The organism is Deinococcus koreensis (genome assembly GCF_002901445.1).
In the GTDB taxonomy this organism is placed as follows: Bacteria; Deinococcota; Deinococci; order Deinococcales; family Deinococcaceae; genus Deinococcus; species Deinococcus koreensis.
Genome location: NZ_PPPD01000001.1, coordinates 1,321,809 through 1,348,291, shown reverse-complemented (window position 1 = coordinate 1,348,291; position 26,483 = coordinate 1,321,809). Strand labels below are relative to the sequence as shown.

General features: G+C 67.7%; 29 protein-coding genes. 15 read left to right on the top strand and 14 right to left on the bottom strand.

Annotated features, from left to right (window positions below; translation table 11 throughout):
• Positions 1–376 precede the first annotated feature (376 nt).
• A complete protein-coding gene (locus CVO96_RS06405; protein ID WP_165795223.1) occupies positions 377–1,075 on the top strand; it encodes a S4 domain-containing protein in 699 nt (232 codons plus the stop codon).
• 1 nt (position 1,076) lies between these two features.
• Positions 1,077–2,084 carry a cell division protein ZapE gene (gene zapE, locus CVO96_RS06400; RefSeq protein ID WP_103311499.1) on the top strand — a complete coding sequence of 336 codons (1,008 nt, stop codon included), beginning with the start codon at positions 1,077–1,079 and terminating at the stop codon, positions 2,082–2,084.
• 389 nt (positions 2,085–2,473) lie between these two features.
• On the opposite strand, the gene dnaG is transcribed toward zapE, so the two are convergent.
• Positions 2,474–4,240: a DNA primase gene (gene dnaG / locus CVO96_RS06395; protein WP_103311498.1), complete on the bottom strand. Its 1,767-nt coding sequence runs from the start codon at positions 4,238–4,240 to the stop codon at positions 2,474–2,476.
• 239 nt (positions 4,241–4,479) lie between these two features.
• Between dnaG and CVO96_RS06390 the strand changes: the two genes are divergently transcribed.
• A complete protein-coding gene (locus tag CVO96_RS06390) occupies positions 4,480–4,929 on the top strand; it encodes a hypothetical protein (protein WP_165795222.1) in 450 nt (149 codons plus the stop codon).
• Positions 4,930–4,985: 56 nt separating this feature from the next.
• Entirely contained in the window at positions 4,986–5,309 is a 324-nt protein-coding gene (locus CVO96_RS06385) for a cupin domain-containing protein (RefSeq protein WP_103311497.1), read from the top strand.
• A gap of 84 nt (positions 5,310–5,393) precedes the next feature.
• Here the strand turns inward: CVO96_RS06385 and CVO96_RS06380 are convergent, their stop codons facing one another.
• Positions 5,394–5,774, bottom strand: a complete 381-nt coding sequence (locus tag CVO96_RS06380) for a nuclear transport factor 2 family protein (RefSeq protein ID WP_103311496.1) — start codon at positions 5,772–5,774, stop codon at positions 5,394–5,396.
• Positions 5,775–5,928: 154 nt separating this feature from the next.
• On the opposite strand from CVO96_RS06380, the gene CVO96_RS06375 reads away from it, so the two are divergent.
• The 4 genes from CVO96_RS06375 (at position 5,929) to CVO96_RS06360 (ending at position 8,217) form a co-directional block, all read left to right on the top strand.
• A complete protein-coding gene (locus CVO96_RS06375; RefSeq protein ID WP_103311495.1) occupies positions 5,929–6,693 on the top strand; it encodes a sugar nucleotide-binding protein in 765 nt (254 codons plus the stop codon).
• A gap of 442 nt (positions 6,694–7,135) precedes the next feature.
• Positions 7,136–7,519: a type II toxin-antitoxin system VapC family toxin gene (locus CVO96_RS06370; RefSeq protein ID WP_279326998.1), complete on the top strand. Its 384-nt coding sequence runs from the start codon at positions 7,136–7,138 to the stop codon at positions 7,517–7,519.
• Between the two features lie 48 nt (positions 7,520–7,567).
• The gene (locus tag CVO96_RS06365) at positions 7,568–7,855 is read left to right on the top strand and encodes a nucleotidyltransferase family protein (RefSeq protein ID WP_103311493.1); all 288 of its coding nucleotides are present in this window, start codon (positions 7,568–7,570) and stop codon (positions 7,853–7,855) included.
• Positions 7,856–7,860: 5 nt separating this feature from the next.
• A complete protein-coding gene (locus CVO96_RS06360) occupies positions 7,861–8,217 on the top strand; it encodes a HepT-like ribonuclease domain-containing protein (RefSeq protein WP_165795221.1) in 357 nt (118 codons plus the stop codon).
• 12 nt (positions 8,218–8,229) lie between these two features.
• Here the strand turns inward: CVO96_RS06360 and CVO96_RS06355 are convergent, their stop codons facing one another.
• Positions 8,230–8,448: a DUF433 domain-containing protein gene (locus CVO96_RS06355; protein WP_103311491.1), complete on the bottom strand. Its 219-nt coding sequence runs from the start codon at positions 8,446–8,448 to the stop codon at positions 8,230–8,232.
• 423 nt (positions 8,449–8,871) lie between these two features.
• On the opposite strand from CVO96_RS06355, the gene CVO96_RS06350 reads away from it, so the two are divergent.
• Positions 8,872–9,084, top strand: coding sequence for a hypothetical protein (locus tag CVO96_RS06350; protein ID WP_103311490.1), 213 nt, complete (start codon positions 8,872–8,874; stop codon positions 9,082–9,084).
• A gap of 4 nt (positions 9,085–9,088) precedes the next feature.
• A complete protein-coding gene (locus CVO96_RS06345; RefSeq protein ID WP_103311489.1) occupies positions 9,089–9,337 on the top strand; it encodes a hypothetical protein in 249 nt (82 codons plus the stop codon).
• A 176-nt stretch (positions 9,338–9,513) separates the two neighbouring features.
• On the opposite strand, the gene CVO96_RS20725 is transcribed toward CVO96_RS06345, so the two are convergent.
• From CVO96_RS20725 to gcvT, 4 genes are all read right to left on the bottom strand, one after another.
• Positions 9,514–10,959 (bottom strand): DUF6575 domain-containing protein, encoded by a 1,446-nt coding sequence (locus CVO96_RS20725; RefSeq protein WP_133161751.1) that lies wholly within the window; start codon positions 10,957–10,959, stop codon positions 9,514–9,516.
• Between the two features lie 523 nt (positions 10,960–11,482).
• Positions 11,483–14,347, bottom strand: coding sequence for an aminomethyl-transferring glycine dehydrogenase (gcvP, locus tag CVO96_RS06340; RefSeq protein WP_103311488.1), 2,865 nt, complete (start codon positions 14,345–14,347; stop codon positions 11,483–11,485).
• Positions 14,348–14,516: 169 nt separating this feature from the next.
• Positions 14,517–14,876, bottom strand: coding sequence for a glycine cleavage system protein GcvH (gcvH, locus tag CVO96_RS06335; protein ID WP_103311487.1), 360 nt, complete (start codon positions 14,874–14,876; stop codon positions 14,517–14,519).
• A gap of 120 nt (positions 14,877–14,996) precedes the next feature.
• The gene (gcvT, locus tag CVO96_RS06330) at positions 14,997–16,067 is read right to left on the bottom strand and encodes a glycine cleavage system aminomethyltransferase GcvT (protein WP_243398190.1); all 1,071 of its coding nucleotides are present in this window, start codon (positions 16,065–16,067) and stop codon (positions 14,997–14,999) included.
• Between the two features lie 103 nt (positions 16,068–16,170).
• Here gcvT and CVO96_RS06325 point away from each other — a divergent pair, with 103 nt between their 5' ends.
• From CVO96_RS06325 to CVO96_RS06310, 4 genes are all read left to right on the top strand, one after another.
• Positions 16,171–16,593, top strand: coding sequence for a PaaI family thioesterase (locus CVO96_RS06325; RefSeq protein WP_103311485.1), 423 nt, complete (start codon positions 16,171–16,173; stop codon positions 16,591–16,593).
• A gap of 47 nt (positions 16,594–16,640) precedes the next feature.
• Positions 16,641–17,141, top strand: coding sequence for a 2'-5' RNA ligase family protein (locus tag CVO96_RS06320; protein WP_243398189.1), 501 nt, complete (start codon positions 16,641–16,643; stop codon positions 17,139–17,141).
• A gap of 69 nt (positions 17,142–17,210) precedes the next feature.
• Entirely contained in the window at positions 17,211–17,831 is a 621-nt protein-coding gene (locus CVO96_RS06315; RefSeq protein WP_103311483.1) for an NUDIX hydrolase, read from the top strand.
• Positions 17,832–17,956: 125 nt separating this feature from the next.
• On the top strand, positions 17,957–18,601 hold the full coding sequence (locus CVO96_RS06310; RefSeq protein WP_243398188.1) for an SDR family NAD(P)-dependent oxidoreductase: 645 nt from the start codon (positions 17,957–17,959) through the stop codon (positions 18,599–18,601).
• A gap of 493 nt (positions 18,602–19,094) precedes the next feature.
• Here CVO96_RS06310 and CVO96_RS06305 read toward each other — a convergent pair whose 3' ends face one another.
• Together CVO96_RS06305 and CVO96_RS06300 are read right to left on the bottom strand one after the other, a co-directional pair.
• Positions 19,095–20,342, bottom strand: coding sequence for an MFS transporter (locus tag CVO96_RS06305; RefSeq protein ID WP_243398187.1), 1,248 nt, complete (start codon positions 20,340–20,342; stop codon positions 19,095–19,097).
• Entirely contained in the window at positions 20,335–20,907 is a 573-nt protein-coding gene (locus CVO96_RS06300) for a 5-formyltetrahydrofolate cyclo-ligase (protein ID WP_103313328.1), read from the bottom strand. Before CVO96_RS06300 ends, CVO96_RS06305 begins: the two co-directional genes overlap by 8 nt.
• Before the next feature lie 109 nt (positions 20,908–21,016).
• Between CVO96_RS06300 and CVO96_RS06295 the strand changes: the two genes are divergently transcribed.
• On the top strand, positions 21,017–21,811 hold the full coding sequence (locus CVO96_RS06295) for an SDR family NAD(P)-dependent oxidoreductase (protein ID WP_103311482.1): 795 nt from the start codon (positions 21,017–21,019) through the stop codon (positions 21,809–21,811).
• Here CVO96_RS06295 and CVO96_RS06290 read toward each other — a convergent pair.
• The 5 genes from CVO96_RS06290 to CVO96_RS06270 form a co-directional block, all read right to left on the bottom strand.
• Positions 21,801–22,619 (bottom strand): phosphodiesterase, encoded by an 819-nt coding sequence (locus tag CVO96_RS06290; RefSeq protein WP_103311481.1) that lies wholly within the window; start codon positions 22,617–22,619, stop codon positions 21,801–21,803. The two genes, CVO96_RS06295 and CVO96_RS06290, sit on opposite strands and share 11 nt — an antisense overlap.
• Before the next feature lie 165 nt (positions 22,620–22,784).
• Positions 22,785–23,033, bottom strand: coding sequence for a hypothetical protein (locus tag CVO96_RS06285; protein ID WP_133161750.1), 249 nt, complete (start codon positions 23,031–23,033; stop codon positions 22,785–22,787).
• 24 nt (positions 23,034–23,057) lie between these two features.
• On the bottom strand, positions 23,058–24,437 hold the full coding sequence (gene hisD, locus CVO96_RS06280; protein ID WP_103311479.1) for a histidinol dehydrogenase: 1,380 nt from the start codon (positions 24,435–24,437) through the stop codon (positions 23,058–23,060).
• 142 nt (positions 24,438–24,579) lie between these two features.
• Positions 24,580–25,278: a hypothetical protein gene (locus tag CVO96_RS06275; protein ID WP_341476166.1), complete on the bottom strand. Its 699-nt coding sequence runs from the start codon at positions 25,276–25,278 to the stop codon at positions 24,580–24,582.
• Positions 25,278–26,456 carry a phosphopentomutase gene (locus CVO96_RS06270; protein ID WP_103311478.1) on the bottom strand — a complete coding sequence of 393 codons (1,179 nt, stop codon included), beginning with the start codon at positions 26,454–26,456 and terminating at the stop codon, positions 25,278–25,280. Before CVO96_RS06270 ends, CVO96_RS06275 begins: the two co-directional genes overlap by 1 nt.
• Between the last annotated feature and the right edge of the window lie 27 nt (positions 26,457–26,483).

The window sequence follows — 26,483 nt, the reverse complement described above, 5'->3', positions numbered from 1 at the left end:
TCCCCACCCCCCAGCCCCCTACCCAGAGGGCAGGGGGAGCTCAGCGCTGCGCTCGGCAAGAGTTTTGACTGGCGCGGCGTGCTTGGGTTGAAGGTAGCGTGTCCGGCCGCGACGCCATCCTCCGATTTCGCGATAGGCCCGCGCGCTTCGCGCACGACGGCCGGTGGCGGTCTGCGTTCATTCGCTGGGTGGGACGCTTCTTCAGGCTGATCGACTTTCAAAACCATTCGACTGCTCCCTCTCCCCTCGAGGGAGAGGGCTGGGGTGAGGGGGCGACTCCGCACCGCTCCCGCCCGCTCCCCGCCATCCATCCCCCACTCCCTCATCGTGTCCGTCATCCGGCCTGTCCCGCAGCTCAGGCACTATCCTTCACCCCATGAAACAGAAGCTCGCCACCCTGGTCGCGCAAGCCCGTGGAGGCCGGGTGATCCGCACGGAGTTCGTCGACGCGAACGAGATCGACCGCCGCCTCCTGAATGAGGACGACCTGCGCCACAAGATCGCCGGCGGCTTCCCCGATGCCCGGCGCGTCGTGCTGACCCTGCACCCCGCCCATATTCCGGAGGTCGATGCCGGCGTCTCGGTGTTCCGCGTGACGCTCGATGACGGCGGCCCGGCCTGGGACGCGCAGGACTTCCTGGTGCAGCTGCGGCGTCTGGATCTGGCCGAGGATCAGCTGGGCGACGTGCGCGAGGAGCGCGGCGACTTCCTGATCGCCGCGAGCGGCAAGGCGGCGCAGGCGCTGGAGACCCTGAGCGAGCTGGGCGGCCGTCCCGTGCAGGTCGAGGAACTGGGCGAGAGCGCCGGCAGGGGCTCCAAGCTGCGCGAGGTCGTGGTGCCCTCCATGCGCGTGGACGTGGTGGGCGCCAAGGGCTTCGGGGTCAGCCGGGCGTATTTCCAGCAGGGTATCGACGGCGGCAAGGTGCGCCTCAACGGCGCCCCCGCGCGGGCCAGCAGCGAGATCCGCGAGGGCGACAGCCTCTCGGCCGACGGGCTGGGCCGCATCGACTTCAAGCGCGTGGTGAACGAGACCCGGCGCGGCAACTACAAGGTCGAACTCGACGTTCACAAATGACGTGATCGACCTCACCGCCCGCCAGCCCGCCTCCGATCCCCAGGCCCTGATCACCGCCCTGACCCCCAGCGCCCGCTTCGAGGGGGTGCGCTTCGAGACCTACCGCCCCAATCCCGACTTCCCCAGCCAGCAGGAGGCCCGCACCAGCCTGCAGGCGTTCCTGAAAGGTGCCCAGGTCAGGCCCGGCGGCTTCCGGCTGTTCCGCCGCGCCAAGCCCGAGGGGCGCGGCCTGTACCTCGACGGCGGCTTCGGGGTGGGCAAGACCCACCTGCTCGCCAGCACCTACTTCGCTGCTCAGGGCACGCGCGCCATCATGAGCTTTCAGGATCTGATGTACATCATCGGCGCCCTGGGCATGACCCGCGCCGTGGAAACCTTCCGCGCCCACGACCTGCTGCTCATCGACGAGTTCGAGCTGGACGATCCCGGCAACACGCACATGGCGAACACCTTCCTGGGTCAGCTGATGCCTGCCGGCACCTCGGTGGTCGCCACCTCCAACACCGAGCCCGGCGCGCTGGGCCAGGGCCGCTTCAACGCTTCTGACTTCCAGCGCCAGATCCAGGGCATCGCCGAGCGCTTCGAGACCCACCGCCTCGACGGCCCCGACTACCGCCAGCGCGGCACCGCCCCGGAGGACACCCTGAGCGGGGCCGACTACGCGCGGTGGGCGGGCCGGCAGCCCCCCGCCACGCTGGCCGAACTCAACCACCGCGACCTCAACCGCCACCTGCTGCAGGTGCATCCCAGCCGCTTCGCGCAGCTCCTCTCGGGCGTCGGCGCGGTCGGTGTGCGTGAGCTGACGCCCATGCCCGACCAGAACGTGTCGCTGCGCTTCGTGCACTTCATCGACAAGCTGTACGACCTGGGGCTGCCGGCGGCCTTCACGGGGGCGCCGCTGGGGGGGCTGTTCAGCGAAACCTACCGGCATGGGGCGTATGCGAAGAAGTACAGCCGGTGTCTGTCGCGGCTCTCGGAGATGGTGCGGGAGGGGCGGGGGGTGGAGTAGGGCTGCGGTAGAGCTGCGCAAGGGATTTCCCCACCCCCCAGCCCCCTACCCAGAGGGCAGGGGGAGCAGCGCTCCGCTAGGGAAGAGATTTGACTGGAGATGGTCGGCGGGACTCGGCATTGACTTGTCCGGCCTCGACGCCATCCTCCGATTTCGCGATAGGCCCGCGCGCTTCGCGCACGACGGCCGGTGGCGGTCTGCGGTGAGAAGATAGGCGGGACGCTGTGAACGGCTGATCGACTTTCAAAACCAAAAACTAAACTCCCCTCTCCCGTTGCGGGAGAGGGGTGGGGGGGCGTGTGACCACCGTTCACACCGATCCTGCCGTATTCACCTCAGCCGGCGAAGGGGTGAGCGTGACCCACTCAGCGCCCAACCACCCCCACCCTCTACGTCAGACTTCTTCGCCCCCGCTTCTCGGCCTCGATCGCGCGCTGGAGTTCCTGAATCTGCTTCAGCAGCCCCAGCTGTTCGGTGGGGGCGGCGGCGCCGACCTGGGCCTTGAGGAGATTCACCTCGGCGCGCATGGCGTCGATGCTCATGCTGACCTGGATGTCGTCCACGGCGGTAGCCGCGTAGGCGCCGCGTTTCTGGTCGTACTGCTCGGCGTGGGCGCGGGAGAGGGTGCCCGAATCGCGGCCCTCGAACATCAGGCGGATCAGCAGCTGTTCCTCGGGCTGGCCCCGGAAGAGTTCCAGGATGTCCCCCTCGCCCCCGGCGCCCTGCAGGGCGAGCATGACCTTGCGAACCGCCTCGTTGCGCCACGGGGTCGAGCCGTCCAGCTTGGCGAGCAGGCTGGGGTTGACCAAGAGCTGCCGCAGCAGCGAGAGCTCGTGGTCTTCCTCGGAGCGCACGGTGCTCATGCCGGCCAGGTGGGTGTCGGTCAGCTGGCGGCGCTTGGCCTTCGAGCCGATCCATTCCATCAGGGCCTCGGGCTTGATGCCCAGGGTCTCGCAGGCGGCGTTGCGTACGCCCTCGGCGATCTCGTCGAGCGGATCGAGGTTCTGCATACGTGGCAGCAGCTCGGTCAGGATGCGGCGTTTGCCCTCGGAGGTGCTCACCCCGTGCTTGTCGATGGCCGCCTGCACGCGGTACTTGACTTCATCCAGGCCGCCGCGCAGGGCCTCGCGCAGCGCCGCGTCGCCGCCGGCGAGCAGGGTATCGGCCGGGTCCTTGCCGCTGGGCACCGAGGTCGCCCGCACGCGGAACTTGGCGCCCACCACCTGATCAAGCCCCGACAGCGTGGCCTTGAGCCCGGCCTCGTCCTGGTCGAAGAGCAGCGTGATGCCCTGCACGCCCAGGCGCTCGAGCAGCGTGGCATGCTCGGCGGTCAGGGCGGTGCCCAAGCTGGCCACGGCGCCGGTGAAGCCGTGCTGGTGCATGGTGATCACGTCCATGTAGCCTTCGACCACCACCAGCTCGGAGCGGCTGTCCTTCAGGGCGGCGCGGGCCTTATCCAGGCCGTACAGCAGTTCGCCCTTGCGGAAGGCCTCCGTTTCCGGGGTGTTCAGGTACTTGGGCTTGGAGTCGTCCAGCACGCGGCCGCCGAAGCCCACCAGGCGGCCCAGGTGGTCGCGGATGGGGAACATCACGCGGCCCCGGAAGCGGTCGTAGATGCGGCCGTTCTCGGGGTTCTCGGTGAGCAGGCCGGCGTCCAGCAGTTGCCGCTCGGACAGGCCCTTCACGCGGGCGTGCCTCAGCAGGCCGTCCCAGCCCTCCGGGGCGTAGCCGAGTTCGAAGGAGTCGATGGTCGCGCTGCTCAGGCCCCGGCGGCTCAGGTAGTCCAGCGCCGGCCCCGGCAGGTGCTCGCGGAAGTAGCTCAGCGCGAAGGCGTTGACGTCGTAAAGGTCGCGGCTGCTCTTCTCGCCGTACTTGGCCTCGACCTGGATGCCCGCCTTCTCGGCCAGCTTGCGCAGGGCGTCGCCGAAACTCAGGTTCTCGGTGCGCTGCACGAAGGAGAACACGTCGCCGCCGGCCTTGCAGCCGAAGCAGTAGAAGTAGCCCTGTTCGGTATCGACCTGGAAGCTGGGGCTCTTTTCCTTGTGGAACGGACACAGCCCCTTCAGGCGGCCCTTGCCGGCGGGGGAGAGGTGCACGTGTTCACCCACGATCTCCGCGATGTTCAACCGCGTCCGGACGTCTTCTTTGGTGCCCACTGTGCTTCACCCCCCCTGCCCTGACTCCGCGCTCATCGACCCCGCGCTGACCGCCGGAGGTCTGGCCTTCCCATGGCGGGGTGCCCGAACGTGTCCGGTAGTCTGCCAGTCTACTCCTCACGGCGCCTGCCGAACAGGGGGCAAAAGCGCCGTGCTGGACGGCTGTTTCCCATGGATGGCGGCTGGATGGGCATCTCCTCATCCTCCGGGGGAGAGTGGGGGGCAAGCTGGGGGTATCCATGCCAGCCCTCGGTGATCCTCCCAACTACTCCACGCCGCGCACGCTGGGCCTGGCGCTGGTGAGTGTGCTGGCCGCGCTGGCGCATTTCGGGCTGGGGGCGCTGGACTACGGGGTGGCCAGCCCCTACCTGGGCCTGGGCGGAATGCTGCTGGGCGGGCTGCTGCTGGTCTACGGCGTGCTCACCCTGATCCGCTACGCCGAGGCCCTGGACGCCATGGGCGACCCGCAGCCGCGCACCCCGATGTACGCCACGCCGCACGAGTGGCTCACCTTCCGCGCCGGGGTGGGCCTGAACCTCGCCGGGCTGGGGGTGGCGCTGGCCTGGGCGGCGGTGGGGCAGGCCAGCGTGTGGCACCTGCTGGGCGGCCTGGTGAACGCCTGGGCCGCGTGGCTGGCGTGGCGCAGCCGCCCGCGGACGGACGAGGCGCCGCCCGCACCGGGGCCGTGAACCCGGCCTGAACGCCCGCTCACCCGCTCCCGGGCGGTGGGCGCCACGCTGGGGGCATGACCCAGACCAGCCGCTACAAGCTCAGCCAGCGAGACACGACCCACGGCCCCGACGGCGAGCACCACCTGATCCGCGGCGAGACCGGCTCCATGCGCCTGTGGCACCGCGAGGAACCGAACGAGGGCAAGCCCGAGACGGTCAACGACTACGAGACCCTGGGCTACGTCATCGAGGGCCGTGCCGAACTCGTCGTGGACGGCCAGAGCATCGCCCTGCAGCCCGGCGACTCGTACTGCGTGCCGCGCGGCGCCTCCCACACCTACCGCATCACCGAGACCCTGACCGCCGTGGAAGTCACCAGCCCGGCCACCGACAAATAAGACCCGCAAGTCAGCCAACAAGGCAGCGCCCGCCACCGGCATTCCGGGGCGGGCGCGCTGTCATCGTCCGGGTGGTCGTCCGGCTCAGGCCTCTTCGGCCACCGGGGCCACGAAGGCGGCGGAGTCGTAGTAGGTGCGGAAGACCTTCACCTTGTCGCCCTCCAGGGTGATCAGGCTCACGCCCCGGTACTTCAGGTCGCGGCCTCCCTTCAGGCGGCCCGTGGCGATCCACTCCATCACGCCCAGGCCGTCGGCCTCGCGGTGGGCGGTGAACTCGCTGCGGATCTGCTCGAAGTTGCCCAGGTAGGTCTGCCAGAACTCCCGGGCGCCCTCCTGACCCTCCCAGGTCTTCTCGGTGAGGTTCATCAGGTTCACGCTGTCGGCGTGCAGGGCCAGTAGGGGGCCCACGTCGCCGCTCTGCTCGGCGGTCTGGAGGGCAGCCATGAAGTCTTCCGTGATCGTCATGGGCCTATGGCAGCATGGGCCGCGTGGCCGGAGGGTGGGCGGGGGCACCGTATGGAGGGGGCGTGAAGTGGCGATAAAGGTTTGGTGCCCGGCGCCAGTGTGCCCGGTTTCACTCCCCCTGTGCGCCTAGACTGCCCCTCTACACTGGGCCACCATGAGCCACCCCGCCCCCCACCGCCCCTGGCTGATCACTGGCCTGAACGGCACCCTGGCCCCGCACGTCGCCGCCGCCCTGCAGGCCCAGGGGCACAGGGCCGTCGGCTGGAACCGGCAGACCACCCCGCCCGACGACCTGCACGCCGCCCAGGTGTGGCTGGACACCCTGCAGCCGCGCGGCATCTTCCACCTTGCCATCGGCTCCGAGGGCTGGGCCGGGCGGCTGGCCGCCTACGCCGCACAGCACGGCCTGCCCTTCGTGTTCACCTCCACCGCGATGGTCTTTCACCACGACCCGGACGGCCCGCACCAGCCACGCGACCCGCGTACCGCGCAGGACGGCTACGGGCAGCTCAAGATCCGCAGCGAGGACGCCATCGTGGCCGCGAATCCGGACGCTGTGATCGCCCGCATCGGCTGGCAGATCCACCCGGACGCCACGGGCAACAACATGGTCGCGCAGCTCGGGGCGCAGCAGCGGGAGCAGGGCCGTATCCGCGCCAGCCGCCACTGGATTCCCGCCTGCTCGTTCATGGACGACACGGCCGCCGCCCTGGTGGGGCTCGCCCAGGACGCCTCCCGTGGCCCGGTACATCTGGACAGCAACGCCAACGACGCGCTGAACTTCCCCGACCTCGTGCGCGCGCTGGCCCGGCAGCTGGGGCAGCCCTGGCAGGTCGAGGAGACGGAGGACTACCGGCACGATCAGCGGCTGGCCGATGGGGTGGAGAGGATGCCTGGGCTTCGGGGGCGGCTGGGGTAGAAGAGGGTTCGGGGTGGGTGCCTGCGGCGGGCTGCCCCACCCCCCAGCCCCCTACCCCGGAGGGGCAGGGGGGGCCAAGCGCTGCGCTCGGCATGTGGTCGCCATCGTTCCTGAGCTGGCCCTGCCCGGTGGTCTCGGTGGCGCGGGCGGCGTATCTGCTCCGTGCGGGAACGCGTCGTTGCCCGCGCGCTACGCGCACGACGGCTTTCGGTGAGTCGCAAGGGGCGACGCTTCGACTAAAAACCCCTCCCCCTTCATGGGGGAGGCTGGGAGGGGGTGAAACCGCCTCAGCCCAACCCAGCCCCCTCCGCCCCCTCACCCTGCCAAAGCACAGGCAGAAGCGGAGGCTCGGGGCAGCTGCGGCCTTCTGCAGTCCGCCTGCTGAAGTGCAGAAGCAGGAACGCGACTGGGGAGAACTCTGAGCGGCCCGCCGCTGCGGTATGTGCTGGACACCAATATCTGTGTTTATGTGCTGAACCATCGCCCGGCGGCCGTCCGGGAAAAGTTCGTGCAGTACCAGCTCGGGGAACTGGCGGTCAGCAGCGTGACCGTCGCGGAACTGGCCTATGGAGCGGCCCAAAGCACTCGGTCGGGTACGCGCGAGCGGCTGGAGACCTTTCTGCTGGAACTGCCCTTCGACGAGGCGGCGGCGTGGCGCTATGGCACCCTGCGGGCGCACCCGCACCGCCTGGGCCAGCCTGTAGGCCCCCTCGACCTGCAGATCGCCGCGCACGCGCTGAGTGTGGGGGTGACGCTGGTGACCAACAACGAGGGGAAGTTCCGGCGGGTGGAGGGGTTGACGGTGGAGAACTGGTTTTCTGGTTGAACGGGGTACCTTCCCAGCCCGGCGGCGGGCGGAGCGTACACTCTACGCATGGAGCTTTCCGGGATTCGCGCGCACCGATACGCCCTACAGGCGCTGGCCCGCAAACATGGTGTGGCCGAGGTGCAGATCTTCGGCAGCACGGCCCGGGGAGAGACTGGCCCGGACAGCGACCTTGATCTGTTGGTGCGCCTGGAGGCCGGGCGCAGTCTGCTGGATCGGGCTGCCTTCAAGGTTGAGGTTGAGGAGCTGTTGGGAGTATCCGTTGACGTCGCCAACCCGGATACGCTGCATCCCCTGATCCGTGAGCGTGTGCAGCGTGAAGCCCAGCCCCTCTGAGCGCGATGAAGAATGCCGCCCTGTATCTCGTTCAGATGCTCGACAGTGTGGACGCCATTAGGGAATTCACGGGGGGTGACCCGGATACGTACCGGGGGAGCCGCCTGATCCGGGACGCTGTTCACCGCAATCTGGAGATCATCGGTGAGGCGGCCAAGCGGTGCCCCGATACGGTGCGTGCCCAGTTCCCCGGAATCCCGTGGAAAGGCATGGCCGGACTCCGTGACGTGCTGATCCACGACTACGACGCTGTCGACCCCGAGGAAGTCGTGCCTGTGCTGACCGAACATCTGCCTGCGCTGCGGCCTCTGTTGATAGCAGCGCTGGCCGGTCTGGGTGTAGATGAAAACCAACTCAGGTGAGGCGGGCGCTGATCAAGCGATCTTCTCGAAGGTCACGGCGTGCCCGGCCAGCCGCGCCGCGTATTCCAGGCAGGCGAGCACGTCTTCGCGCTTTAATCGTGGGTAGGCGTCCAGCACGTCCTGCACGCTGTCTCTGGCGCTCAAGTGGCCCAGCACGGTCTGCACGCTGATGCGGGTGCCCGAGACCGTGGGCTTCCCACCGTTGATTTCCGGGTCAATGGAGATGGGCATGGGGGTAGTTTAGGGAGTTTGGAAGGTGGGTGCCTGCGGCGCTGCCCCACCCCCCAGCCAGGGGGGCAGGGGGAGCGAAGCGCTGCGCTCGGCATGTGGTCGCCACCGTCCCTGAGCTGGCCCTGCCCGGTGGTCTCGTTGGCGTGGGCGCCGTATGTGCTGTCTGCGAGATCGCGGCGTTGCCCGCGCGCTGCGCGCACGACGGCATTCGGTGAGTCGCAAGGGGCGACGCTTCGTCTTTCAAGCTCCCTCTCCCCTCGCGGGTGACTCGGAGAGCCGCGAAGCGGAGGGCTGGGGTGAGGGGGAAGTTCAGCGACGAACCCGCCCATTTCCTCCGCCTCACCCAACCCCCCACCGCGCCCCCTCACCCGCCCAAACACAGGCAGAAGCAGAGGCTCAGCCCAGACACGATAGAATTCTTGTATGACCGTCCGGCACGTCAGAATGAACCGTCAGGCCGTGGACGTGACCAGCCTGGACGAGCAGGAGGGCAGCGACCTGGCGTACTGGCTGAGCCGCACGGCCGCCGAGCGGATTGAGGCGCTGGAACTTCTGAGGCAGGTACATTTTGGCTACGATCCAGCGCGCGACTGTCTGCTCAGAGCTGCAAAAGTTGTGGACGGCAGTAGGGGGTGAGCGCATGACGGACGATGAGGAAAGCAGGCAGCCTCCGATCCTCGCAGCAGTCGGCCAGTTTGACGCCGACCCAGACCACGACTACAAGCAGCAGCGTTTACATAAGCAGGCAGAACTTGGGGACGCCGAAGTTGACCCAGAAGCGGTGACGTGGCTCCAAGAGCGTGCAGCCCGTGCCAGACGGGAGAAGTTCGATGCGGTGATGGCTCAGGTGCCGGACGTGGCTCCTTTGCCTGGGGATGAGGTGGAGTAGAGGTCGCCCCACCCACCCCCCACCGCGCCCTCTCACCCCGCCAAAGCACAGGCTGGAGCTGGGATAGAGACAGCGCTTATAACAGCGGAATCCCTACCCCGCTTGACACATAAAAGCCAAAATGGAAGCCTAATATATAAAGAAATAGTATTTAGAACTTTCTCTAAAACATACATTTAGCTTACAGAAAAGCTTGAGCCACCACTGTTGTTTGGAGCATATTCTTCAATAGAAATCAAGCGCATCCGAGTTGCTCTGCCTCTGGAACGCTCAACAACATTGTATACGGCAGTTATTTCGACGGGTCTTTCAGATACGTACTTTAGAATTTCGCTTACATCGTCAATAGTTGTATGAAGCTCTACGACCCTCAGCGCTCCTACATCACCTTCAAGAATACTAATTATATCTACCCAAACATTGGCTTGTTTTTGTTGATAATCGAATTTTACCTCATAGATAACACCAATTAAACGAATTATCATTGCCTGTTCATTTCTAACGGCTAAAGCGATACGCGCTGACCTAATTAATTCCGTAGTCTCTTGAGATATTGTAAAGATGCGTACAGGCTTATCCTGAGCCGCTCCTACTCTGACTTCAACATATTCATAATTTGAGTTTTCTTTAGGAGAAAGATCTTCTATAGATTGGAGCATCAAATCTAAAAATGACACATTCTCTTCTGAGGTATTTAGATCGCCGACTTGAATCAGCTCTAGGATGTTTGCAATATTATTTAATGTATACGATTCCGAATGCTCTTTCGGATCAAATCCAAATAACCCATTTTGATCTGTAGGGTATAATTCAAACGTCACACTCGCAGCTAAGCCTAGTGCATTTGGATACGAAATAGGCTTGCTGTGTCCCGCATCTTTACGGGAAGCGTAGTATGCTTTTCGGTAAGACGATGTAACTAAATCTGCTGATTCACCCCATAGCTTTATGCTGGGGAACTTAACTGAGTATCCACCTCCTTTAAATGCAAGCGATATGAAAGGATGAGGTAGATCATCTGTAAAATTTCTTGCTGATGATTGATTTTTAAGATTTGAAAGCTTTAACGCTTTGATCGCGTCATATATTCTATAATATCTATTGGAATTGATGTCAAAATAAACGGGAAAATTCTCAATTTGTTTATCATTGATCAATATACTAGAGTTTGATTCCACAAGTAAAACCTTGTTGACTAGAGGCACATCTCCAAGCTCTTCAAGCTCATCTTCGCCTAGGAATTCGCCTTCTTCGGGGAGCCAGTTTGTATCGAGATCACTTTTGGGTATAAGTGAAAATTCACAAGACTTCGTTTCATAATATATTGAGACTAAAACATAAGGTGTACGATCATCGTAGCTGAAGGATCGCCTAAAATCTATATCACCCTGCCTTAGTAATACGTAGTTTGAATAAGATATTTCACTATATAACCATACAGTTACATTTCTTTTTTTATCGTCACTAATTTGCACAGATAAGTAGATTTTCCCTAAACTATCTACAGCAGAAAACAACAATGGAGCATCATAGTATTCAAAAACTTCAAGATACGTTAGGTCGTCCCATGCACCTAGAGGAGTGTTGAACGGAATAACATTAGCCCCTCTAAACGTTAACATGTCAAGATCCTGTCGAGATAAATCTAAGATCAATCGTTCGAAATGCGGTTGATCTGTCGGCTCCGCTCCTTATCCACCAAGAATGGTGGCCCTTTCGCCCCTTCTCAATGACGCCATCTAGATCACTACCAACAGCGACCGCTACGTCATTTTCAAGAACAGGCGTCTGTACGGTAGTGCTATTGCGTTGCCCTTGAACTCGGCGGCGTAATTGCCCAATTGCTTTCTCAAACGGTGCAAAAAGTGAGAGTGTGCAAGCTTGGCAGTATAAGGCACTATTGGGATCTACCCGACCGAGTTCGGCGTGCGTTTTGAAATCCTCCTCCGTAAGCGGCATTGACGTTAGGAAGCGCACGTATAGGGTGTCATCGTCGCCCGGTACTACGTTGCTCGGCTTGCAGTGGGATGGAAACACGGGCTCGTCAGGATGTTGACCGTCGAAAGGCATGCTATGAAAACCTCACAGGTTAAGATATTTGCGACGATTCATCCTAACCCACGCTGCTACCCAGCGTTGCTTAACTTACGCCTCCACCCAATCCTCAACAGGCGGGCAGCTACAGACAAAATTCCTATCGCCGTACACGTTGTCTACCCTATTCACGCTCGGCCAATATTTCCACTGCTTCTGCACGCCGGTCGGATAGGCGGCGGTCTCGCGGCTGTACGCCCGCGTCCACTCCTCCTGCATCAGGTCGTCCTGGGTGTGAGGCGCGTGCTTCAGCGGGCTGTCGGCCGCCGCGATCAGCTCGTCCTGCACATCCTGAATCTCGCGGCGGATGCCCAGCATGGCGGCGATAAAACGGTCAAGCTCGGCCTTTGGCTCGCTCTCGGTGGGCTCGATCATCAGCGTGCCGGGCACCGGGAAGCTCATGGTGGGGGCGTGGAAGCCGTAGTCCATCAGGCGCTTGGCGACGTCTTCCTCGGTAATGCCGCTGGCGGCCTTCAGCGGGCGCAGGTCGATGATGCACTCGTGCGCCACCCGCCCATTGCGCCCCGTGTACAGCACCGGGTACGCGCCCTGCAGGTGCCGCGCGATGTAGTTCGCACTCAGCAGCGCGACCTGCGTGGCCTTCTTCAGCCCCCCCGCGCCCAGCAGGCGGATGTACAGGTACGAGATCGGCAGGATGCTGGCGCTGCCATACGGCGCGGCGCTCACGGCCCCGGTGCGGCTCTCGCTGGTGGGGCGTACAGAGTGGTTGGGCAGGAACGGCGCCAGGTGCGCCTTCACGCCGATGGGGCCCATGCCCGGCCCGCCGCCGCCGTGCGGAATGGCGAAGGTCTTGTGCAGGTTCAGGTGAGACACGTCCGAGCCGATCACGCCGGGCTTGGTCAGGCCCACCTGGGCGTTCATGTTCGCGCCGTCCAGGTACACCTGCCCGCCGTGCGCGTGGATCAGCTCGCAGGCCTCCGTCACGCGCTCCTCGTACACGCCGTGCGTACTGGGGTAGGTGATCATCAGCGCGCCCAGGGTGTCGCTGTACTTCTCGGCCTGGGCCTTCAGGTCGTCCATGTCGATGTTGCCCTGGTCGTCGGTCTTCACGACCACCACCTGCATGCCCATCATGGCGGCGCTGGCGGGGTTGGTGCCGTGCGCGGAGGCCGGAATCAGGCACACCGTGCGGTGGCTCTCGCCCCGGCTCTCGTGGTACTTGCGGATCACCAGCAGGCCCGCGTACTCGCCCTGTGCGCCGGAATTCGGTTGCAGGCTTACGGCGTCGTAGCCGGTGATGTCGGCCAGCCATGCCTCCAGCTCGTTCAGCAGCTCGGCGTAGCCCTCGGTCTGATCGGCGGGCGCGAAGGGGTGGAGCTGCCCGAACTCGGGCCACGTCACCGGGATCATCTGCGTGGTGGCGTTCAGCTTCATGGTGCAGCTGCCCAGCGGAATCATGCCGTGCGTCAGGCTGTAATCCCTGTTCTCCAGCGACTTCAGGTAACGCAGCATCCCGTGTTCGGAGTGGTGCGTGTTGAAGACGGGGTGCGTCAGGTACTCGCTGGTGCGCTTGAGGGGGTCGGGGATGCCGTCGATGGCATCGGCGTCGAGCGCGTTCAGGTCGATCTCCCGCCCGGTCACGATCTCCAGGATGTCCACCAGGTCGGCGGGCGTGGTCGTCTCGTCCAGGCTGATCGAGATGCGGGTGGGAAGGTACGCCTCACCCTCGTAGCGGAAGTTGATGCCCCTGGCCTCGGCCCGCTTCTGGATGAACTGGGTATCGCCTTCGAACGTCACCGTGTCGAAGAACGTCTCGTTGACGGTGTGGCCTCCTTCTCGCAGGCCCTTCGCCAGGATGCCCGTCATCCGCTGCACGCGCTCGGCCATCGTCCGGATGCCTTCCGGCCCGTGGTAGACGGCATACGCGGCGGCCATGTTCGCCAGCAGCGCCTGTGCCGTGCAGATGTTGGAGGTCGCCTTCTCGCGCCGGATGTGCTGCTCGCGCGTCTGCATCGCCATCCGCAGGGCGTTCTTGCCGCGTGCGTCCTTGCTCACGCCGATCACGCGGCCCGGCATCGAGCGCTGGAAGTCGCTGCGGCACGCCAGGAACGCCGCGTGCGGCCCGCCGAAGCCCATCGGCACGCCAAAGCGCTGGGCGGAGCCGATCACGATGTCCGCGCCCATCTCGCCCACGGGTTTCACGAGGGCACTCGCCAGCAGGTCGGTCGCCGCGATCAGCAGGCCGCCCGCCGCGTGTACCCGCTCGGCGATGGGGGAGAGGTCGTGCAGGTCGCCATACGTGCCCGGCGTCTGCACCAGCGCGGCGAAGGTGCCCTCCGGCAGGTCGCCGTCGGCGGGGCCGCTCACGACCTCGTAGCCGAAGTACTCGGCGCGCGTGCGGATCACGTCCAGCGTCTGCGGGTGCACGTCGTCGGCCACGTACAGGGTGTTGCCCTTGCTCTTGCCCGCGCGCTTGGCCAGGGTCATCGCCTCGGCGGCGGCGGTGGCCTCGTCCAGCAGCGAGGCGTTGCTCACGGGCATGGCGGTCAAGTCCATCACCGTCTGCTGGAAGTTCAGCAGCATCTCCAGCCGTCCCTGCGAGATTTCGGCCTGGTAGGGCGTGTACGCCGTGTACCAGCCCGGATTCTCCAGCAGGTTCCGCAGGATCACGCCCGGCGTGTGCGTCCCGTGGTACCCCATCCCGATATAGGAGCGGAACACCCTGTTCTTCGCCGCCACCCGCTTCAGGTCAGCCAGCGCCTGCGCCTCCGTGACCGGCCCGCCCACGTTCAATTCTCCCGCAAAACGGATGCTCTCGGGCAGCGTGGTGTCGCTCAGTTCGTCCAGGCTTGCTACGCCCAGCTCGGCTAACATCTCGGCCTGCTCGGCGGCAGTCGGCCCGATGTGGCGGTCGGTGAAGTCGGTGGTCTGCAGCAGTTCGGTCAGGGGACGCATGGGGGGACTCCTTGGGTGTGGTGGGCGGTGAAGGTGGTCACACGCCCCCTCACCCCCGGCCCCTCTCCCGCAAGGGGAGAGGGGAGTTCATCTTTGCTCCCTCTCCCCTTGCGGGAGAGGGCTGGGGAGAGGGGTAACGCGTGTGATCACCGTCTCCGCCCCTGACCTTCTAGTTATTCGCGCTCGCGTAGGCCCCGGCGTCCATCAGGTCGCCTTCCTTGGTCACGTCCATCCTGAACAGCCAGCCGCCCTCATAGGGCCCAGAGTTCACGAGTTCGGGCGTGCCGGACAGCTCACCGTTCACAGCCGTGATCGTGCCGGTGGCGGGCGCGTAGATGTCGGAGGCGGTCTTGACGCTCTCGACCACGGCCACGGTCTCGCCGGCCTTGACCTCGCGGCCCACCTCGGGCAGCTCGACATACACCACGTCGCCCAGCTGATCCTGCGCGAAGTCGGAGATGCCCACGGTGCCGTCGGCGGCGAGCCATTCGTGCGAAGCGGCGTATTTCAGTTCGTTGGGGGTATTCATGAATTCTCCTTCGGAGGGGGCTCTGGGCTCTGAGCGGTGGGCTATGAGCAGGATAGAGAGCGCGGGTTGGAATCTTTGAGTCTTTTGCTCATAGCTCAGGGCTCACGGCTCAAAGCCTCGTCACCGCTTGTAAAACGGCAGTTCCATCCTCGTCGCCGAGTGATCCTTGCCGCGCACCTCGACCTCGAACACGTCGGCTCCGGCGTGGGCGGCGTCCACCAGGGCCAGGGCGATGGGGTGGCCCAGCGTGGGGCTGCTGGTGCCGGAGGTGACGTGGCCCACGACCTGCCCGCCGACCTTGACCGGGTAGCCCTCGCGCACGGGCACGCGCTCCAGGCGCAGGCCGATCAGCCGGTGTGGCGGCGCGAGGTCGATATGCTCCCGGCCCACGTGGGCCTTGTCCTTCACGACCCAGGTGTACGAACTGCTCAGCGGGTGGATGGTGTCGGAGAACTCATGCCCGTACAGCGGCAGGCCCGCTTCCAGCCGCAGCGTGTCGCGGGCGCCCAGCCCGGCCGGCGTGATCCCGATGGCGAGCAGCTTGTCCCAGACCGTCTCGGCCTCACTGGCGTCCACGAAGACCTCGAAGCCGTCCTCGCCGGTATAGCCGGTGCGCGCCAGCATCACGTCGAAGCCGAAGAGCCGCGCGGGGAAGAAGGCGTTCTTCTTCTTCTCGGCCAGATTCACGCTCACGTGCGGCTGCAGCAGGTTCTCCGCCAGCGGCCCCTGTACGGCGAGCAGGCTCCAGCGGTCGGACTCGTCGCTGAGCTGGACGTCGAAACCGGCCGCGTGCGCCTGCAGGTGCGCCCAGTCCTTGGCGACGTTGCTGGCGTTCACGACCAGCAGGTATTCGCCCTCCCGCACCATGTACACGTAGATGTCGTCCACCAGCCCGCCGGCCACTCCTGGCAGCCAGTTGTAGTGGGCGCGGCCGGGGCGCAGTTTGCTCACGTCGTTGGTGGTCACGCTCTGCAGGAAGGCCAGGGCGCCCTCGCCCGTCACGCGGAACTCGCCCATGTGCGATACGTCGAACACGCCCGCGCGGCTCCGCACGGCGTCGTGCTCGGCCTTCACGCCCGCGTACTGCACCGGCATGTCCCAGCCGCCGAAGGGCACCATGCGCGCCCCGGCCCGCAGGTGGGCTCCGTGCAGCGGCGTGCGCTTGAGCGGCAGTTCGGCAGGTTGACTCACACGAAAACTGTACCGGAGTGGGGGGTGGGGTGTCCGGCCGGGCTGGACGCGGTGTGGGTCGGGGCCGCGCGTCGGCTGGTCTTCCGGTGCCCTACACTGCCCCATGACCGAAGCCCGGATGGCCGTCCAGCAGGCCCTCTTTGACCGCCAGGGCCTGATGAGGACGCTGGGCGCCCAGGTGGTTCACGCCTCGCCCGGCGAGGTGCATGTGCGCGTGCCCCTGACGGACGCGACCACCCAGCACGACGACTTCATGCACGCCGGGGCCTTCACGGCCGTGATGGACAGCGCCTGTGGGGCGGCCGCCCTGGGCCTCTGGGACGACGCCGTGGGCGTGCTGACCAGCGAGTTCAAGGTCAATTTCCTGCGCCCCGCCCGCGGCGACGTGACCGCCCGGGGGCGCGTGCTCAAATCGGGCCGTACCCAGACCGTGTGTATCGCCGAAGCCTGGGCCACCGGCCGGGGCGGCGCCGACGAGCTGATCGCCGTGATGACCGCGACGATGGTGCCGGTGCGCCCCCGGTAGACCGCATGTCGCCGTCCTGTCTCCTCGCCGTGCTCCCCGGGCCGGACATGACTTCACGCGTCACCGCGTTCCGCCGCGCCCACGGCCTGCAGGATGCGGCGGCCGTGTCCCACGTCACCGTCAAGGCGCGCAGCGGGCTGGACGCCGATCTGGCCTGGGCCGGGGCGGCGCGGCGGGTGGTGGCGGCCTTCCCGCCCGTGGCCCTGGGCATCGGCGGCCCCCGCCTGTTCCGCAACGGCACGGCGCTGTACCTGCAGGTCGCCAGCCCGGACGCCGTGCGGCTGCATCTGGCGCTGCTGGAGGCCCTGCAGCCGGCCCAGCGCTTCGGCTACGAGGGGCCGCAGATGACCCCGCACCTCTCGGTGGCCCTGGCGCGGCGCGGCCTCGACCTGGGGGCGCTGCTGCTGGAGGCTCGCGCCGCATTTGGCGATCTGGAGCAGCAGCCCCTCACCTTCACTGCCCACGAGGTCGCCCTGATGAGAAAGCCGGGGCCGGGTGGGGTGTACCAGCCGGTGGAGACGTGGCCGCTGGGAAAGGGGGATAGTTGATGGGTGATGGAGGATGGAAAAAGACCATCCACCATCCACCATCGACCATCACCCTCCGAAGGAGCCCCCATGCCCACCCTCGCGCAGCTCCGCGAACTGCAGTCCATCGCCCAGGCGGGCCTGACCTACACCCGCGACGACTACGACCGCGAGCGCTACACGCGCCTGCTCGCCCTGACCGCCGACCTGCTGGCCGAGCAGACCGGGCAGGCGCCCGCCGAGGTCTCGGGACTGCTGAGGGTTGAGCGCGGCTACCTGACCCCCAAGGTGGACGTGCGCGTGGTCGTCCTCAACGCGGCCGGCGAGGTGCTGCTGACCCGCGAGCGCGCCGACGGCCTGTGGAGCCTGCCCGGCGGCTGGGCCGACCCCGGCGAGAGCCCCCGCGAGATGGCCGTGCGCGAGGTGCGCGAGGAAACGGGGCGGGAGGTGCAGGCCGTGCGTCTGCTGGGGGTGCTGGACAAGGACAAGCATGGACACCCGCCGGATCTGTGGTCGGTCTACAAGCTGAACATCCTGTGCGAGCTGATCGGCGCGGATACGGGGCACGCCGCCAACATCGAGACGACCCAGAGTGGCTGGTTCGGCGTGGATGACCTGCCGCCCCTGAGCCTGGGGCGCACTCTGCCGGAGCAGGTACGGCGCATGGTGGAGCTGGCGCAGAAGCCGGAGCTGGGCGTGGATCTGGACTGAGTGGATCTGGACTGAGTGGGGCTGGACTGGGGGGAGGGGCGCGTCGCCACCGTCGCCGCTCCTCTCCTCGCCAGTCCGTGTCTCTCCGTACCGTTCTCCCTGTCCGGTTCTCGTCTACTGGCCCCATGACCACTCCTCCTCTGAACACCCTGATCCTGGGCGCCACGGGCGGCATCGGCGCGGCGACGGCGCGGGCGTTGGCGGGGAGCGGGGCCACCCTCACGCTGTCCGGACGCGACGGAACGAAGCTGCAGGCGCTGGCCGACGAACTCGGCGCGGCGGCGAAGGTGGCCGACCTGGGCTACGAGAGCCATGTCAAGGCCCTGCTGGACAGCGTGCAGGCCCCGCTGGACACGCTGGTGTACGCGGCGGGCGTGGCCCTGCCAGAGCCCCTGAAGGACGCCGATCCGGGGCACGTGCGGGCGGTCTGGAACGCCAACTATTTCGGGGCGCTGTGGGTGCTCAAGCATGGGCTGGGGCGCATGAACGCCGGGGGGCGGATCTACCTGCTGGGCGCGCGGCCCGAGCTGGTCACGGCGCGCGGCTTCTCGCAGTACGCCGCCAGCAAGGCCGCCCTGGCCCGCGCCGCCGAGGTCGCCCGCCTGGAAGCGCGCGGCGTGGGCATCGTGCTGGTGCTCCCGCCAGCGGTCGATACCGGGCTGTGGACGCAGGTCGGTAAGGCTCCGAAGGGCGCCATTGCCCCCGAACGGGTCGCCCAGGCCATCGTGCAGGATCGGGCCGGGCCGGGGGAAAGCGAACTCCGGATGTGATGGGGAGTGAGGACACTGCCGCCAGAGGGCTGGCCCCACGCAGGATGGGCCGTCCAGAACGTCAGACTGTGAACAAACCGAAGCGGCCCACCCTGCCCCGCTACCGAAAGCCGTCGTGCGCGCAGCGCGCGGGCAGTGACAGCAACAGCACCGATGGCAATTCTTACGCTTCCACAGACGGGCGCATAAGCCCAGCCGCTACACCCGATTGACACTTTGCCGAGCGCAGCGCTTGGCTCCCCCGCCACCAGGTTCCAGGCGCGTGCACAGGGACAGCGGCAACGCGCCGGCCGCCCGGCGCGGCGAAGACGTGGCCCCTCTGGGGTAGGGGGCTGGGGGGTGGGGCAGCGCCGCAGGCACCCACCTTCTGCACGCCTTTCCCCAAACAGGCGTGACCGCACCTTCGCCCCACACAATTCAGAAGCAAGGGGCGAACACCGCCGTATCCACCGCTCGCTCGACTAATCCGTCTCAACGCTGCCCGCACCAGTGCTCAGGCCGCACGAGCGACCCGACCCTCGCGCCTCGCCAGCCATACCGCCAGCCACAGCAGCAGGGCGCACAGCGCCGCGATCAGCCCGAAGAGGCTGTGCGGCGACACGGCGAAGATCGCCCCGGCCAGGGCGGCCGCCGGAATGGAGCACAGCAGGGTCAGGGTCTGCACGGCCGAATACAGGTCGGCGGTGCCCTCGCTGGGCAGGCGGCTGAAGAGGGCCGCCTCGCGGTAGGTCTGGGTCAGGAAGGTGGCCCCGCCGATGATCCCGACCACCCCCAGCATCAGGGCCACGTTCCCGGCGGGCACCAGCAGCAGCGCTCCGGCGCCGACCAGGGCCAGGGCGCGCACCACGACCAGCGTGCGGCCCAGCGGCAGCTTCGCCAGCCGGGGCAGGGCCAGCGCGTACAGCCCCACCGTCACGGCCGCGCCCACGACCGGCACGTAGGAGAGCGTCTGGGCGCTGAACCGCAGCGTCTCCTGCAGGTAGAGGATCTGGAACAGGCTGAGCTGCTCGATGAAGATCGTCAGGAGGTAGAAGGCGGTCATGCCCTGCAGGCCGGGGTACGAGCGCAGACCGGAGACCAGCCTGAGCGTGTGCCGCACGCTCTCCAGGGGATGCAGCCCGCGGTGCTGGGCCATCGCCGCCACGCCGCTTCTCGTCTCGTCGGTGATCGCGTTGCGCCACAGGAACATGACCGTCATGCCCACCGCGCCCAGCGCGTAGTAGGCCCGCATGGTCTCGGTCACGCCGTAGCGGGCCATCAGCAGCCCGACCAGCGGGGTCAGCAGGCCGCAGACCGTCACGATCAGGCCCAGGATGCCGAACACGCGGGCGCGCTCACGCTCGGGCACGTCCTCGATGACGAGCAGGCTCCACGACAGCGATACGATGCGCCCGCTGGCGCTCAGGGCGGCGGCCACCGCGAAGGCGGCGAAGCTCTGCGCCGTGGCCCACACGACCATCGGGACCGTCCAGGAGATCAGGTCGCCGATCAATGTGGTGCGCTTGCGGCCCACGCGGTTGGTGACCGGCGCGGCGATGGCCTGGAACAGGAACGAGAGGCCCAGCGTGAGCGAGCCCAGCAGCCCGATCTGGGGGCTGGTCAGCCCCACCGAGCGCATGTAGAGCGGCGCGTAGTACAGCACCACGGTGCCGAAGACCGCCCACAGCGGCTCCATCAGGATCGCGTTGCGGGCGTTGCGGGGCAGCCCGGCCAGGGCGCGCAGCTGCAGGCCCCTAGCCACGGCGCGGCTCCGGGCTGGGCTGAGCCGGACGAACTCCCGCCTCCGTCGCCAGCCAGGCCACCCGGCAGTCGTGCGCTTCTGCCGGCAGCCCGGGCACGATCAGCCCGGCCCAGGTCACGCCCACGGTCAGTCCGGCGTAACCCGGCAGCAGGCGGTCGTAAAAGCCGCCGCCGGAGCCCAGGCGCACCCCCCGCCGGTCGTAGGCGAGGCCCGGCAGCAGCGCGGCGTCCACCGTGTCCAGCGGGGCCTCCGGGGCGTCGGCGGGCGGCTGCAGGGCGCCGAAGGCACTCGGCTCGGTGGCGCTGGCCCAGGGGTGCAGGGTCAGGCGCGGCGTGGGCCGGAAGCGGGCGCGCGGGGCCAGCAGCTCGAAGTCGCTTTCCAGCGCGGACACGTCGGGCTCGCCGGGCAGGGCGCGGTAGGCGAGGACGCGGCGGACGCCCCGGGCACGCAGGAAGGCGCGCAGGTGGGTCACGAGAAGGTCGGAATCGTCGGAATGCTCGGCGCGGGTTTTCCTGGCCCACTCGCGCCACTCGGCTTTGGACGCGATCGGGGGAGGCAGGAGCATCCAGAGCATTGTGTCAGCCGGGGACTACGATGTGGGGGTTCACCCGGCTCCCTTCCGTGCGGGCTCCCCCCGGGGGGCCGGCCGGAGGCGGCGGCCAAAGGAGCGGCGCATGGATCTGGGACTCTCGGGCAAGGTGGCGGTCGTGACGGGCGGCAGTGTGGGCATCGGGCGGGCGGTGGCGCGCGGGCTGGCGGCCGAGGGCGTGCATCTGGCGCTGTGTGCGCGCAACCAGGAGCGGCTCTCCGGCGTGGCGGACGAGATCCGGCAGGCGTTCGGCGTGCGGGTGCTGGGCGTCGCGGCCGACGTCAGCGTGGCGGCCGACCTGGAGCGCTTCGTGGAGGCGGTGGGGGCCGAGTACGGCGGCGCCGACCTGTTGATCAACAACGCCGGCACCGGCAGCGAGGAGACCATCCTGGGGGCGCCCGACGAGAAGTGGCAGCACTACTGGGAGCTGCACGTCATGGCCGCCGTGCGGCTCTCGCGGGCGCTGGCGCCGGGCATGGCGGCGCGCGGCGGGGGCGTGATCCTCAACAACGCTTCGATCTGCGCGTCCCAGCCGCTGGGCTACGAGCCCATCTACAACGTCACGAAGGCCGCGCTGGTGATGTTCTCCAAGTGTCTGGCGAACGAACTGATCGCTCAGGGCATCCGGGTCAACGCGCTCAGTCCGGGGCTGGTCATGACCCCCGACTGGCAGAAGACCGCCCGGCTCCTCACCGAGGGCAAGGAGCAGACCTGGGAGGCCTACCTGGAGAACATCGCCCACGAGAACGCGCCCATCGGCCGCTTCGCCATCCCGGAGGAGATCGCGGATTTCGCGGTGTTCCTGTGTTCGCCGCGCGCCAGCTACTCGGTGGGCTCGACCTATTACGTGGACGGCGGCTGGCTGAACGTCACGACCTGAGGGGCGCGCCGGGCTGGGCCGGCGCCCAGGTCTGGCCGTCGTGCAGCACCGTCCAGGGCACGTCGCCGATCAGGCTGGTGAAGGTCAGCAGGTCCGTGGCCTCGCTCCAGGCGTGCAGCAGGCAGACCGGCGGCTGGTACTGCACGACCATCTTCCTGGGCTGGGACAGGTCGGGCTGCAGCGTGGCGTCGGTGCCGGGACAGGTCATCACGGTGGTATGGGCGAAGCGCTGGGTCAGGGCCATGTGGACGTGTCCGGTCACGATCCGCGCGACCTGCGGATGGCGCAGCAGGGTCTCGCACAGCTCGGCGCTGCCGTCCAGGCCCAGGGCGTCCATGACCTGAACTCCAGTCTTGAGCGGCGCGTGGTGCATGAAGATCAGGGTGGGGCGCTCCGGGGCCTCGCTCAGGCGGGCGTCCAGCCATTCCAGGCGGCCAGCGTCCAGTTCGCCGCGGCCCTGCCCCGGAATCTGGGTGTCCAGGCCGATCAGGCGCACGGCGAAGTCGTCCACCACGTACTGCAGGAAGCCCGGCAGGGCGCCCGCCGGCGCGGGGAAGCGGCGCAGCATCTCGGCGCGGTCGTCGTGGTTGCCGGGCACCAGGTACACCGGCATGGGCAGCGGCCGCAGCAGCGCCTGGAACTCGCCGTACTCGTCAGGGTGGCCGTGCTCGGTGCAGTCGCCGGTGATGATCAGCGCGTCCGGACGCATGGGCAGCCCGAGCAGGTGCCTCACGGCCTCCCCGAAGGCGGCGGCCTTGTGGGGGCGCTCAAGGTCGATGTGCGGGTCGCTGAGCTGGGCGATGAGCATGGGTCACCTCCGGGGGCGGGCCTGATCTGGGGCGCCGCCACGGTTCATTGTGACTCTCCGTTCATCTGGATGCTGGCGGGTGTGAGCCCCGGGCACCGTCAGGCCCCCAGCGGGTGACTGGGGGCGGTGGGGCTGGAGGGGCTGTGGGCTGTACCGGCTGGAGACTCAGTTCATCAGCGCTTCGGCCAGGGTCACGAACTCCTGCACCAGGGCCGGCGCGATCCAGGGATGGAGGGAGGTCCGGATCGTCCGCCCGCCGACGCGGCCCACCAGATAGTTGACGGGGCCGTGGGCGCCGCTGTGGGTCAGGCACTGCACCTCGATCCCCCGCAGCTGCAGGGCTTCGAGCCGGACGCCGCTGGAGGGGGGGAGGAGGTGCAGGACATGACTCAGGGGAACGGCTTCATCCTTCATGGATTCACCCTGCCACACGGCGTCTTACAGCTTCTTCAAGCGCCCTTTCCTGAACGCCCCACCGCTGGGGGGGCTGCCGGGGGGGGCCTCCTCCTGCGTCAGCCGGCTCTCGATGGCGCGGGCGTGGGCCTCCAGACCCTCGGCGCGCGCCAGGGTCACGCCCGCCGGGCCGATGCGCCGCAGCGTGGCCTCGTTGACGCCCACCACCGAGATGATGGTCTGGAAATCGCGCACGTTGACCGGGCTCATGAAGCGCGCCGTGCCGCCGGTCGGCATGACGTGGCTGGGGCCGGCCACGTAGTCGCCCAGCGCTTCCATCGAGTGCTCGCCCAGAAAGACCCCGCCGGCCCGCTGCACCCGGCCCAGCAGGCTCCAGGGGTCGCGGGTCAGCAGGCACAGGTGCTCGGGGGCGTAGAGGTTCGAGAACTCCAGCGCCTCGTCCAGATCGGCGGCCAGCACGACCTTCATGCGCGCGGCCAGCGAGTCGCGCGCCCAGCTCCGGTTGGGTTCGGGCAGGGCCTCGAGCTGTCCGCCCAGTTCGGCCTGCACCCGCAGCAGCAGCCCTCTGCTGGTGGAGACCAGCACCGGCTCGGCCCCCAGGTGCTCGGCCTGGGCCAGCAGGTCGGCGGCCACGAAGCGCGGATCGGCGGAGTCGTCGGCGACCACCAGCGTCTCGGTGGGGCCGGGCAGGCTCTCGATGCCGGTCTGCCCGAAGACCAGCCGCTTGGCGATCACCACGAACAGGTTGCCCGGCCCGGCGATCTTGTCCACGGCGGGCACGCTGGACGTGCCGTAGGCCAGCGCCCCGATGGCCTGGGCGCCCCCCAGCCGGAAGATCCGCGTGAGGCCCAGCTCGCGCGCCGCCACCAGGATCGCGGGGTGGATCCGGCCCCCCCTGTCCGGCGGGGTCGCCACGACGATCTCGGGTACGCCGGCCACCTGGGCGGGCACGGCCGTGTGGATCAGCGTGCTGATCAGCGGCGCCAGGCCGCCCGGCACGTACACGCCCACGCGCCCGATGGGCCGCACGAGCTGGCCCAGCGCGCCGTCCGGGCCGTGGTTCAGGAAGCCGTGGGCGGGCTGCTGCTCGTAGAAGGCCCGCACCCGCGCTATGGCCGTGCGGATGGCGGCGTGCAGGTCGCCGGGCACGCTCGCGCCGGCCAGTTCTTTGGCGCTCACCTCCAGCGCGCCGGGGCGTGAGCCGTCGAGTCGCTCCGTCCAGTCGCGCAGGGCGTCGTCGCCGCGTTCACGGACATCGGCCAGGATGCGCTCCACGACCGCCGTGGGGCTGAGGCGTTCTCCGAAGGTCGCCTCGATACGGGCGAGCACGGAGTCCGGCACGGGAATTTCATTGAAACTGCGCGTCAGGGCGGCGCGGGCGGCGGTTCCTTCAAGCACTTGCATGGGGCACTCCAGGGTCGTGGGGCAGGGCGGGGCGAACAGCAGGAGGTGAACAGCGGTCAGGGGCTGGGCGGCGGCCCGGTTCGGCCGGGCGACCGCGCGCTGGGCCCAGCGGGCAGATCCGGTGCCCGGGACAGGATGGACGTCAATGTCGGCGGCGGCGGCGTTCGGAGCGCTCGGGCCGGCGGGCCGGCGCGCTCTGGGCGTCCAGGTTGGCCTCCACCGGCCCGAAGTCGGTCGGCTGGATCAGACGCAGCAGGCGGCGCGGCGCGTCGCGCTCCACGTACACGTAGGCGTTGCCGGGCCGCAGGAAGTAGCCCAGGCTGGGGGTTCCGGCGATCTCGCTCTCGGGCAGGCGCTGGATCAGCACGCGGCCCCCGGTGAGCTGGGCGTGGGCCCGCTCGGGGGCGCCCTCGCCCAGGGTTCGCAGCCACAGCAGCAGGCTGACCGGGTCGTGGTAGTCGGTGGTCAGCGGCGCGCTGGCCTCGTCGCGGCCCTGCCTGAGCGTGACCAGTCCGGCGCGGCGGTCGAAGGAGGTCTCGAAGGTCGCGCGCCCGCCCCGGCCGTCGCCCTCGGCGTAGCCCAGGCTGGTCAGGTGGCGCAGGTGCAGGCGGCTGGTCTGCAGGCGGCGGATCTCCGGCAGCACGCCGCCGAAGTCGGTCTGCACGCGGGCGACCAGCGCGCCGCGCTCGGGCTGCAGCTGCCAGTGCTGCTCGCCCGCGTAGCGCCCGCCCAGGGTCAGGGTCAGGCTGAAGCTCTCCGGCCCCAGGCGAAGCGGGCCCGGCCCGGCCTCGGGGCCGCGTTCGGGGCTGCCCGTGGCCCCGCTGTCCAGGGCGGCCTGCATCAGTTCAGGCGTGTCCAGAAACTCTCACCCGGCCCTGTCCACACGGCGCCCAGCGCCTCGGCGGCGGTGGCGCCGACATCCGCGAAGGTCGCGCGCTCGCCCAGATCCACGCCGGCCGGCCCGCCGGGGCGAACGCTCAGCAGCAGGCCGTACTCGCGGGTATGGTCGCTGCCCGGCCAGGTGGGATCGTTGCCGTGATCCGAGATGATCAGCAGGGCGCTGTCCTGGGGCAGCGCGGCGCGGATCTCCGGCAGGGCTGCGTCGAACTGGGCCAGGCAGGCGCTGTAGCCCTGCGGATCGCGGCGGTGGCCGAACTTCGAGTCGAAGTCGACCAGGTTGGTGAAGATCAGGCCGTGCGTGCCGTCTCGGGCGGCCTGCCGGATGCGCGCCACCGTCTTGGCGATCCCGTCGGCGTTGTCGTCGGTGTGGATCTCCTCGGTGAAGCCCTGGTGGGCGTAGATGTCGGGAATCTTGCCGATGCCGATCACGGCGCTCCCGGACGCCTTCAGGGCGTCGAGCACGGTGGGCGGCGGGGTCAGGCTGAAGTCGCGGCGGTGCTCGCCGGCCCGCTCGAAGGGAAAGTCGCCCCGGAAGGGGCGGGCGATCACGCGCGCCACGGCGAACTCGCCCTGCAGCAGCCCTCGCGCCGCCTCACACCACGCGTACAGGGTCTCCAGCGGCACCACGTCCTCGTGCGCGGCGATCTGGAAGACCGAGTCGGCGCTGGTGTACACGATGGGCTCGCCGCTGCTCAGGTGCGCCTCGCCGAAGTCGCGGATCACGTCGGTGCCGGAGTAGGGCCGGTTGCACAGGTGGCCGCGCCCGGTCGCCGCGTCGAAGCGCTCCATGACCGCCGGGGGAAAGCCCTCCGGGAAGACCTGGAAGGCGTGCTCGAGCTGCACCCCCATGAATTCCCAGTGCCCGGTGGAGGTGTCCTTGCCAGGGCTGACCTCGCGCAGCCGGCCATAGCCGCCCTCGGCGGGCAGGCGCTCAATCGTCTGCGGACTGGTCTGGACGGTCGGCACGTGGCCCAGGCCCAGGCGCGAGAGGTTCGGCAACGCCACGGGGGCCGCCTCCAGGGTGTGGTTCAGGGTGTGCGCTCCCCGGTCGCCGAAGGCCTGGGCATCCGGCAACTCGCCGGCCCCCACGGAATCCAGCACGATGATGGTCAGCAGCATGGAGACAGTCTAGAGCTTCCACCGTCC

What these genes read in the sequence shown, in the direction of transcription:
- CVO96_RS06275 (WP_341476166.1), bottom strand. Translation starts at nt 25,278, where the DNA reads ATGCAGGCCGCCCTGGACAGCGGGGCCACGGGCAGCCCCGAACGCGGC.
- CVO96_RS06350 (WP_103311490.1), top strand. Translation starts at nt 8,872, where the DNA reads ATGACCGTCCGGCACGTCAGAATGAACCGTCAGGCCGTGGACGTGACC.
- CVO96_RS20725 (WP_133161751.1), bottom strand. Translation starts at nt 10,959, where the DNA reads ATGTTAACGTTTAGAGGGGCTAATGTTATTCCGTTCAACACTCCTCTA.
- CVO96_RS06405 (WP_165795223.1), top strand. Translation starts at nt 377, where the DNA reads ATGAAACAGAAGCTCGCCACCCTGGTCGCGCAAGCCCGTGGAGGCCGG.
- CVO96_RS06325 (WP_103311485.1), top strand. Translation starts at nt 16,171, where the DNA reads ATGACCGAAGCCCGGATGGCCGTCCAGCAGGCCCTCTTTGACCGCCAG.
- CVO96_RS06270 (WP_103311478.1), bottom strand. Translation starts at nt 26,456, where the DNA reads ATGCTGCTGACCATCATCGTGCTGGATTCCGTGGGGGCCGGCGAGTTG.
- CVO96_RS06360 (WP_165795221.1), top strand. Translation starts at nt 7,861, where the DNA reads ATGAAGAATGCCGCCCTGTATCTCGTTCAGATGCTCGACAGTGTGGAC.
- CVO96_RS06285 (WP_133161750.1), bottom strand. Translation starts at nt 23,033, where the DNA reads ATGAAGGATGAAGCCGTTCCCCTGAGTCATGTCCTGCACCTCCTCCCC.
- CVO96_RS06385 (WP_103311497.1), top strand. Translation starts at nt 4,986, where the DNA reads ATGACCCAGACCAGCCGCTACAAGCTCAGCCAGCGAGACACGACCCAC.
- CVO96_RS06355 (WP_103311491.1), bottom strand. Translation starts at nt 8,448, where the DNA reads ATGCCCATCTCCATTGACCCGGAAATCAACGGTGGGAAGCCCACGGTC.
- gcvP (WP_103311488.1), bottom strand. Translation starts at nt 14,347, where the DNA reads ATGCGTCCCCTGACCGAACTGCTGCAGACCACCGACTTCACCGACCGC.
- CVO96_RS06300 (WP_103313328.1), bottom strand. Translation starts at nt 20,907, where the DNA reads ATGCTCCTGCCTCCCCCGATCGCGTCCAAAGCCGAGTGGCGCGAGTGG.
- CVO96_RS06365 (WP_103311493.1), top strand. Translation starts at nt 7,568, where the DNA reads ATGGAGCTTTCCGGGATTCGCGCGCACCGATACGCCCTACAGGCGCTG.
- CVO96_RS06315 (WP_103311483.1), top strand. Translation starts at nt 17,211, where the DNA reads ATGCCCACCCTCGCGCAGCTCCGCGAACTGCAGTCCATCGCCCAGGCG.
- CVO96_RS06380 (WP_103311496.1), bottom strand. Translation starts at nt 5,774, where the DNA reads ATGACGATCACGGAAGACTTCATGGCTGCCCTCCAGACCGCCGAGCAG.
- CVO96_RS06295 (WP_103311482.1), top strand. Translation starts at nt 21,017, where the DNA reads ATGGATCTGGGACTCTCGGGCAAGGTGGCGGTCGTGACGGGCGGCAGT.
- CVO96_RS06390 (WP_165795222.1), top strand. Translation starts at nt 4,480, where the DNA reads ATGCCAGCCCTCGGTGATCCTCCCAACTACTCCACGCCGCGCACGCTG.
- gcvH (WP_103311487.1), bottom strand. Translation starts at nt 14,876, where the DNA reads ATGAATACCCCCAACGAACTGAAATACGCCGCTTCGCACGAATGGCTC.
- CVO96_RS06290 (WP_103311481.1), bottom strand. Translation starts at nt 22,619, where the DNA reads ATGCTCATCGCCCAGCTCAGCGACCCGCACATCGACCTTGAGCGCCCC.
- CVO96_RS06310 (WP_243398188.1), top strand. Translation starts at nt 17,957, where the DNA reads ATGACCACTCCTCCTCTGAACACCCTGATCCTGGGCGCCACGGGCGGC.
- CVO96_RS06345 (WP_103311489.1), top strand. Translation starts at nt 9,089, where the DNA reads ATGACGGACGATGAGGAAAGCAGGCAGCCTCCGATCCTCGCAGCAGTC.
- hisD (WP_103311479.1), bottom strand. Translation starts at nt 24,437, where the DNA reads ATGCAAGTGCTTGAAGGAACCGCCGCCCGCGCCGCCCTGACGCGCAGT.
- CVO96_RS06320 (WP_243398189.1), top strand. Translation starts at nt 16,641, where the DNA reads ATGACTTCACGCGTCACCGCGTTCCGCCGCGCCCACGGCCTGCAGGAT.
- CVO96_RS06375 (WP_103311495.1), top strand. Translation starts at nt 5,929, where the DNA reads ATGAGCCACCCCGCCCCCCACCGCCCCTGGCTGATCACTGGCCTGAAC.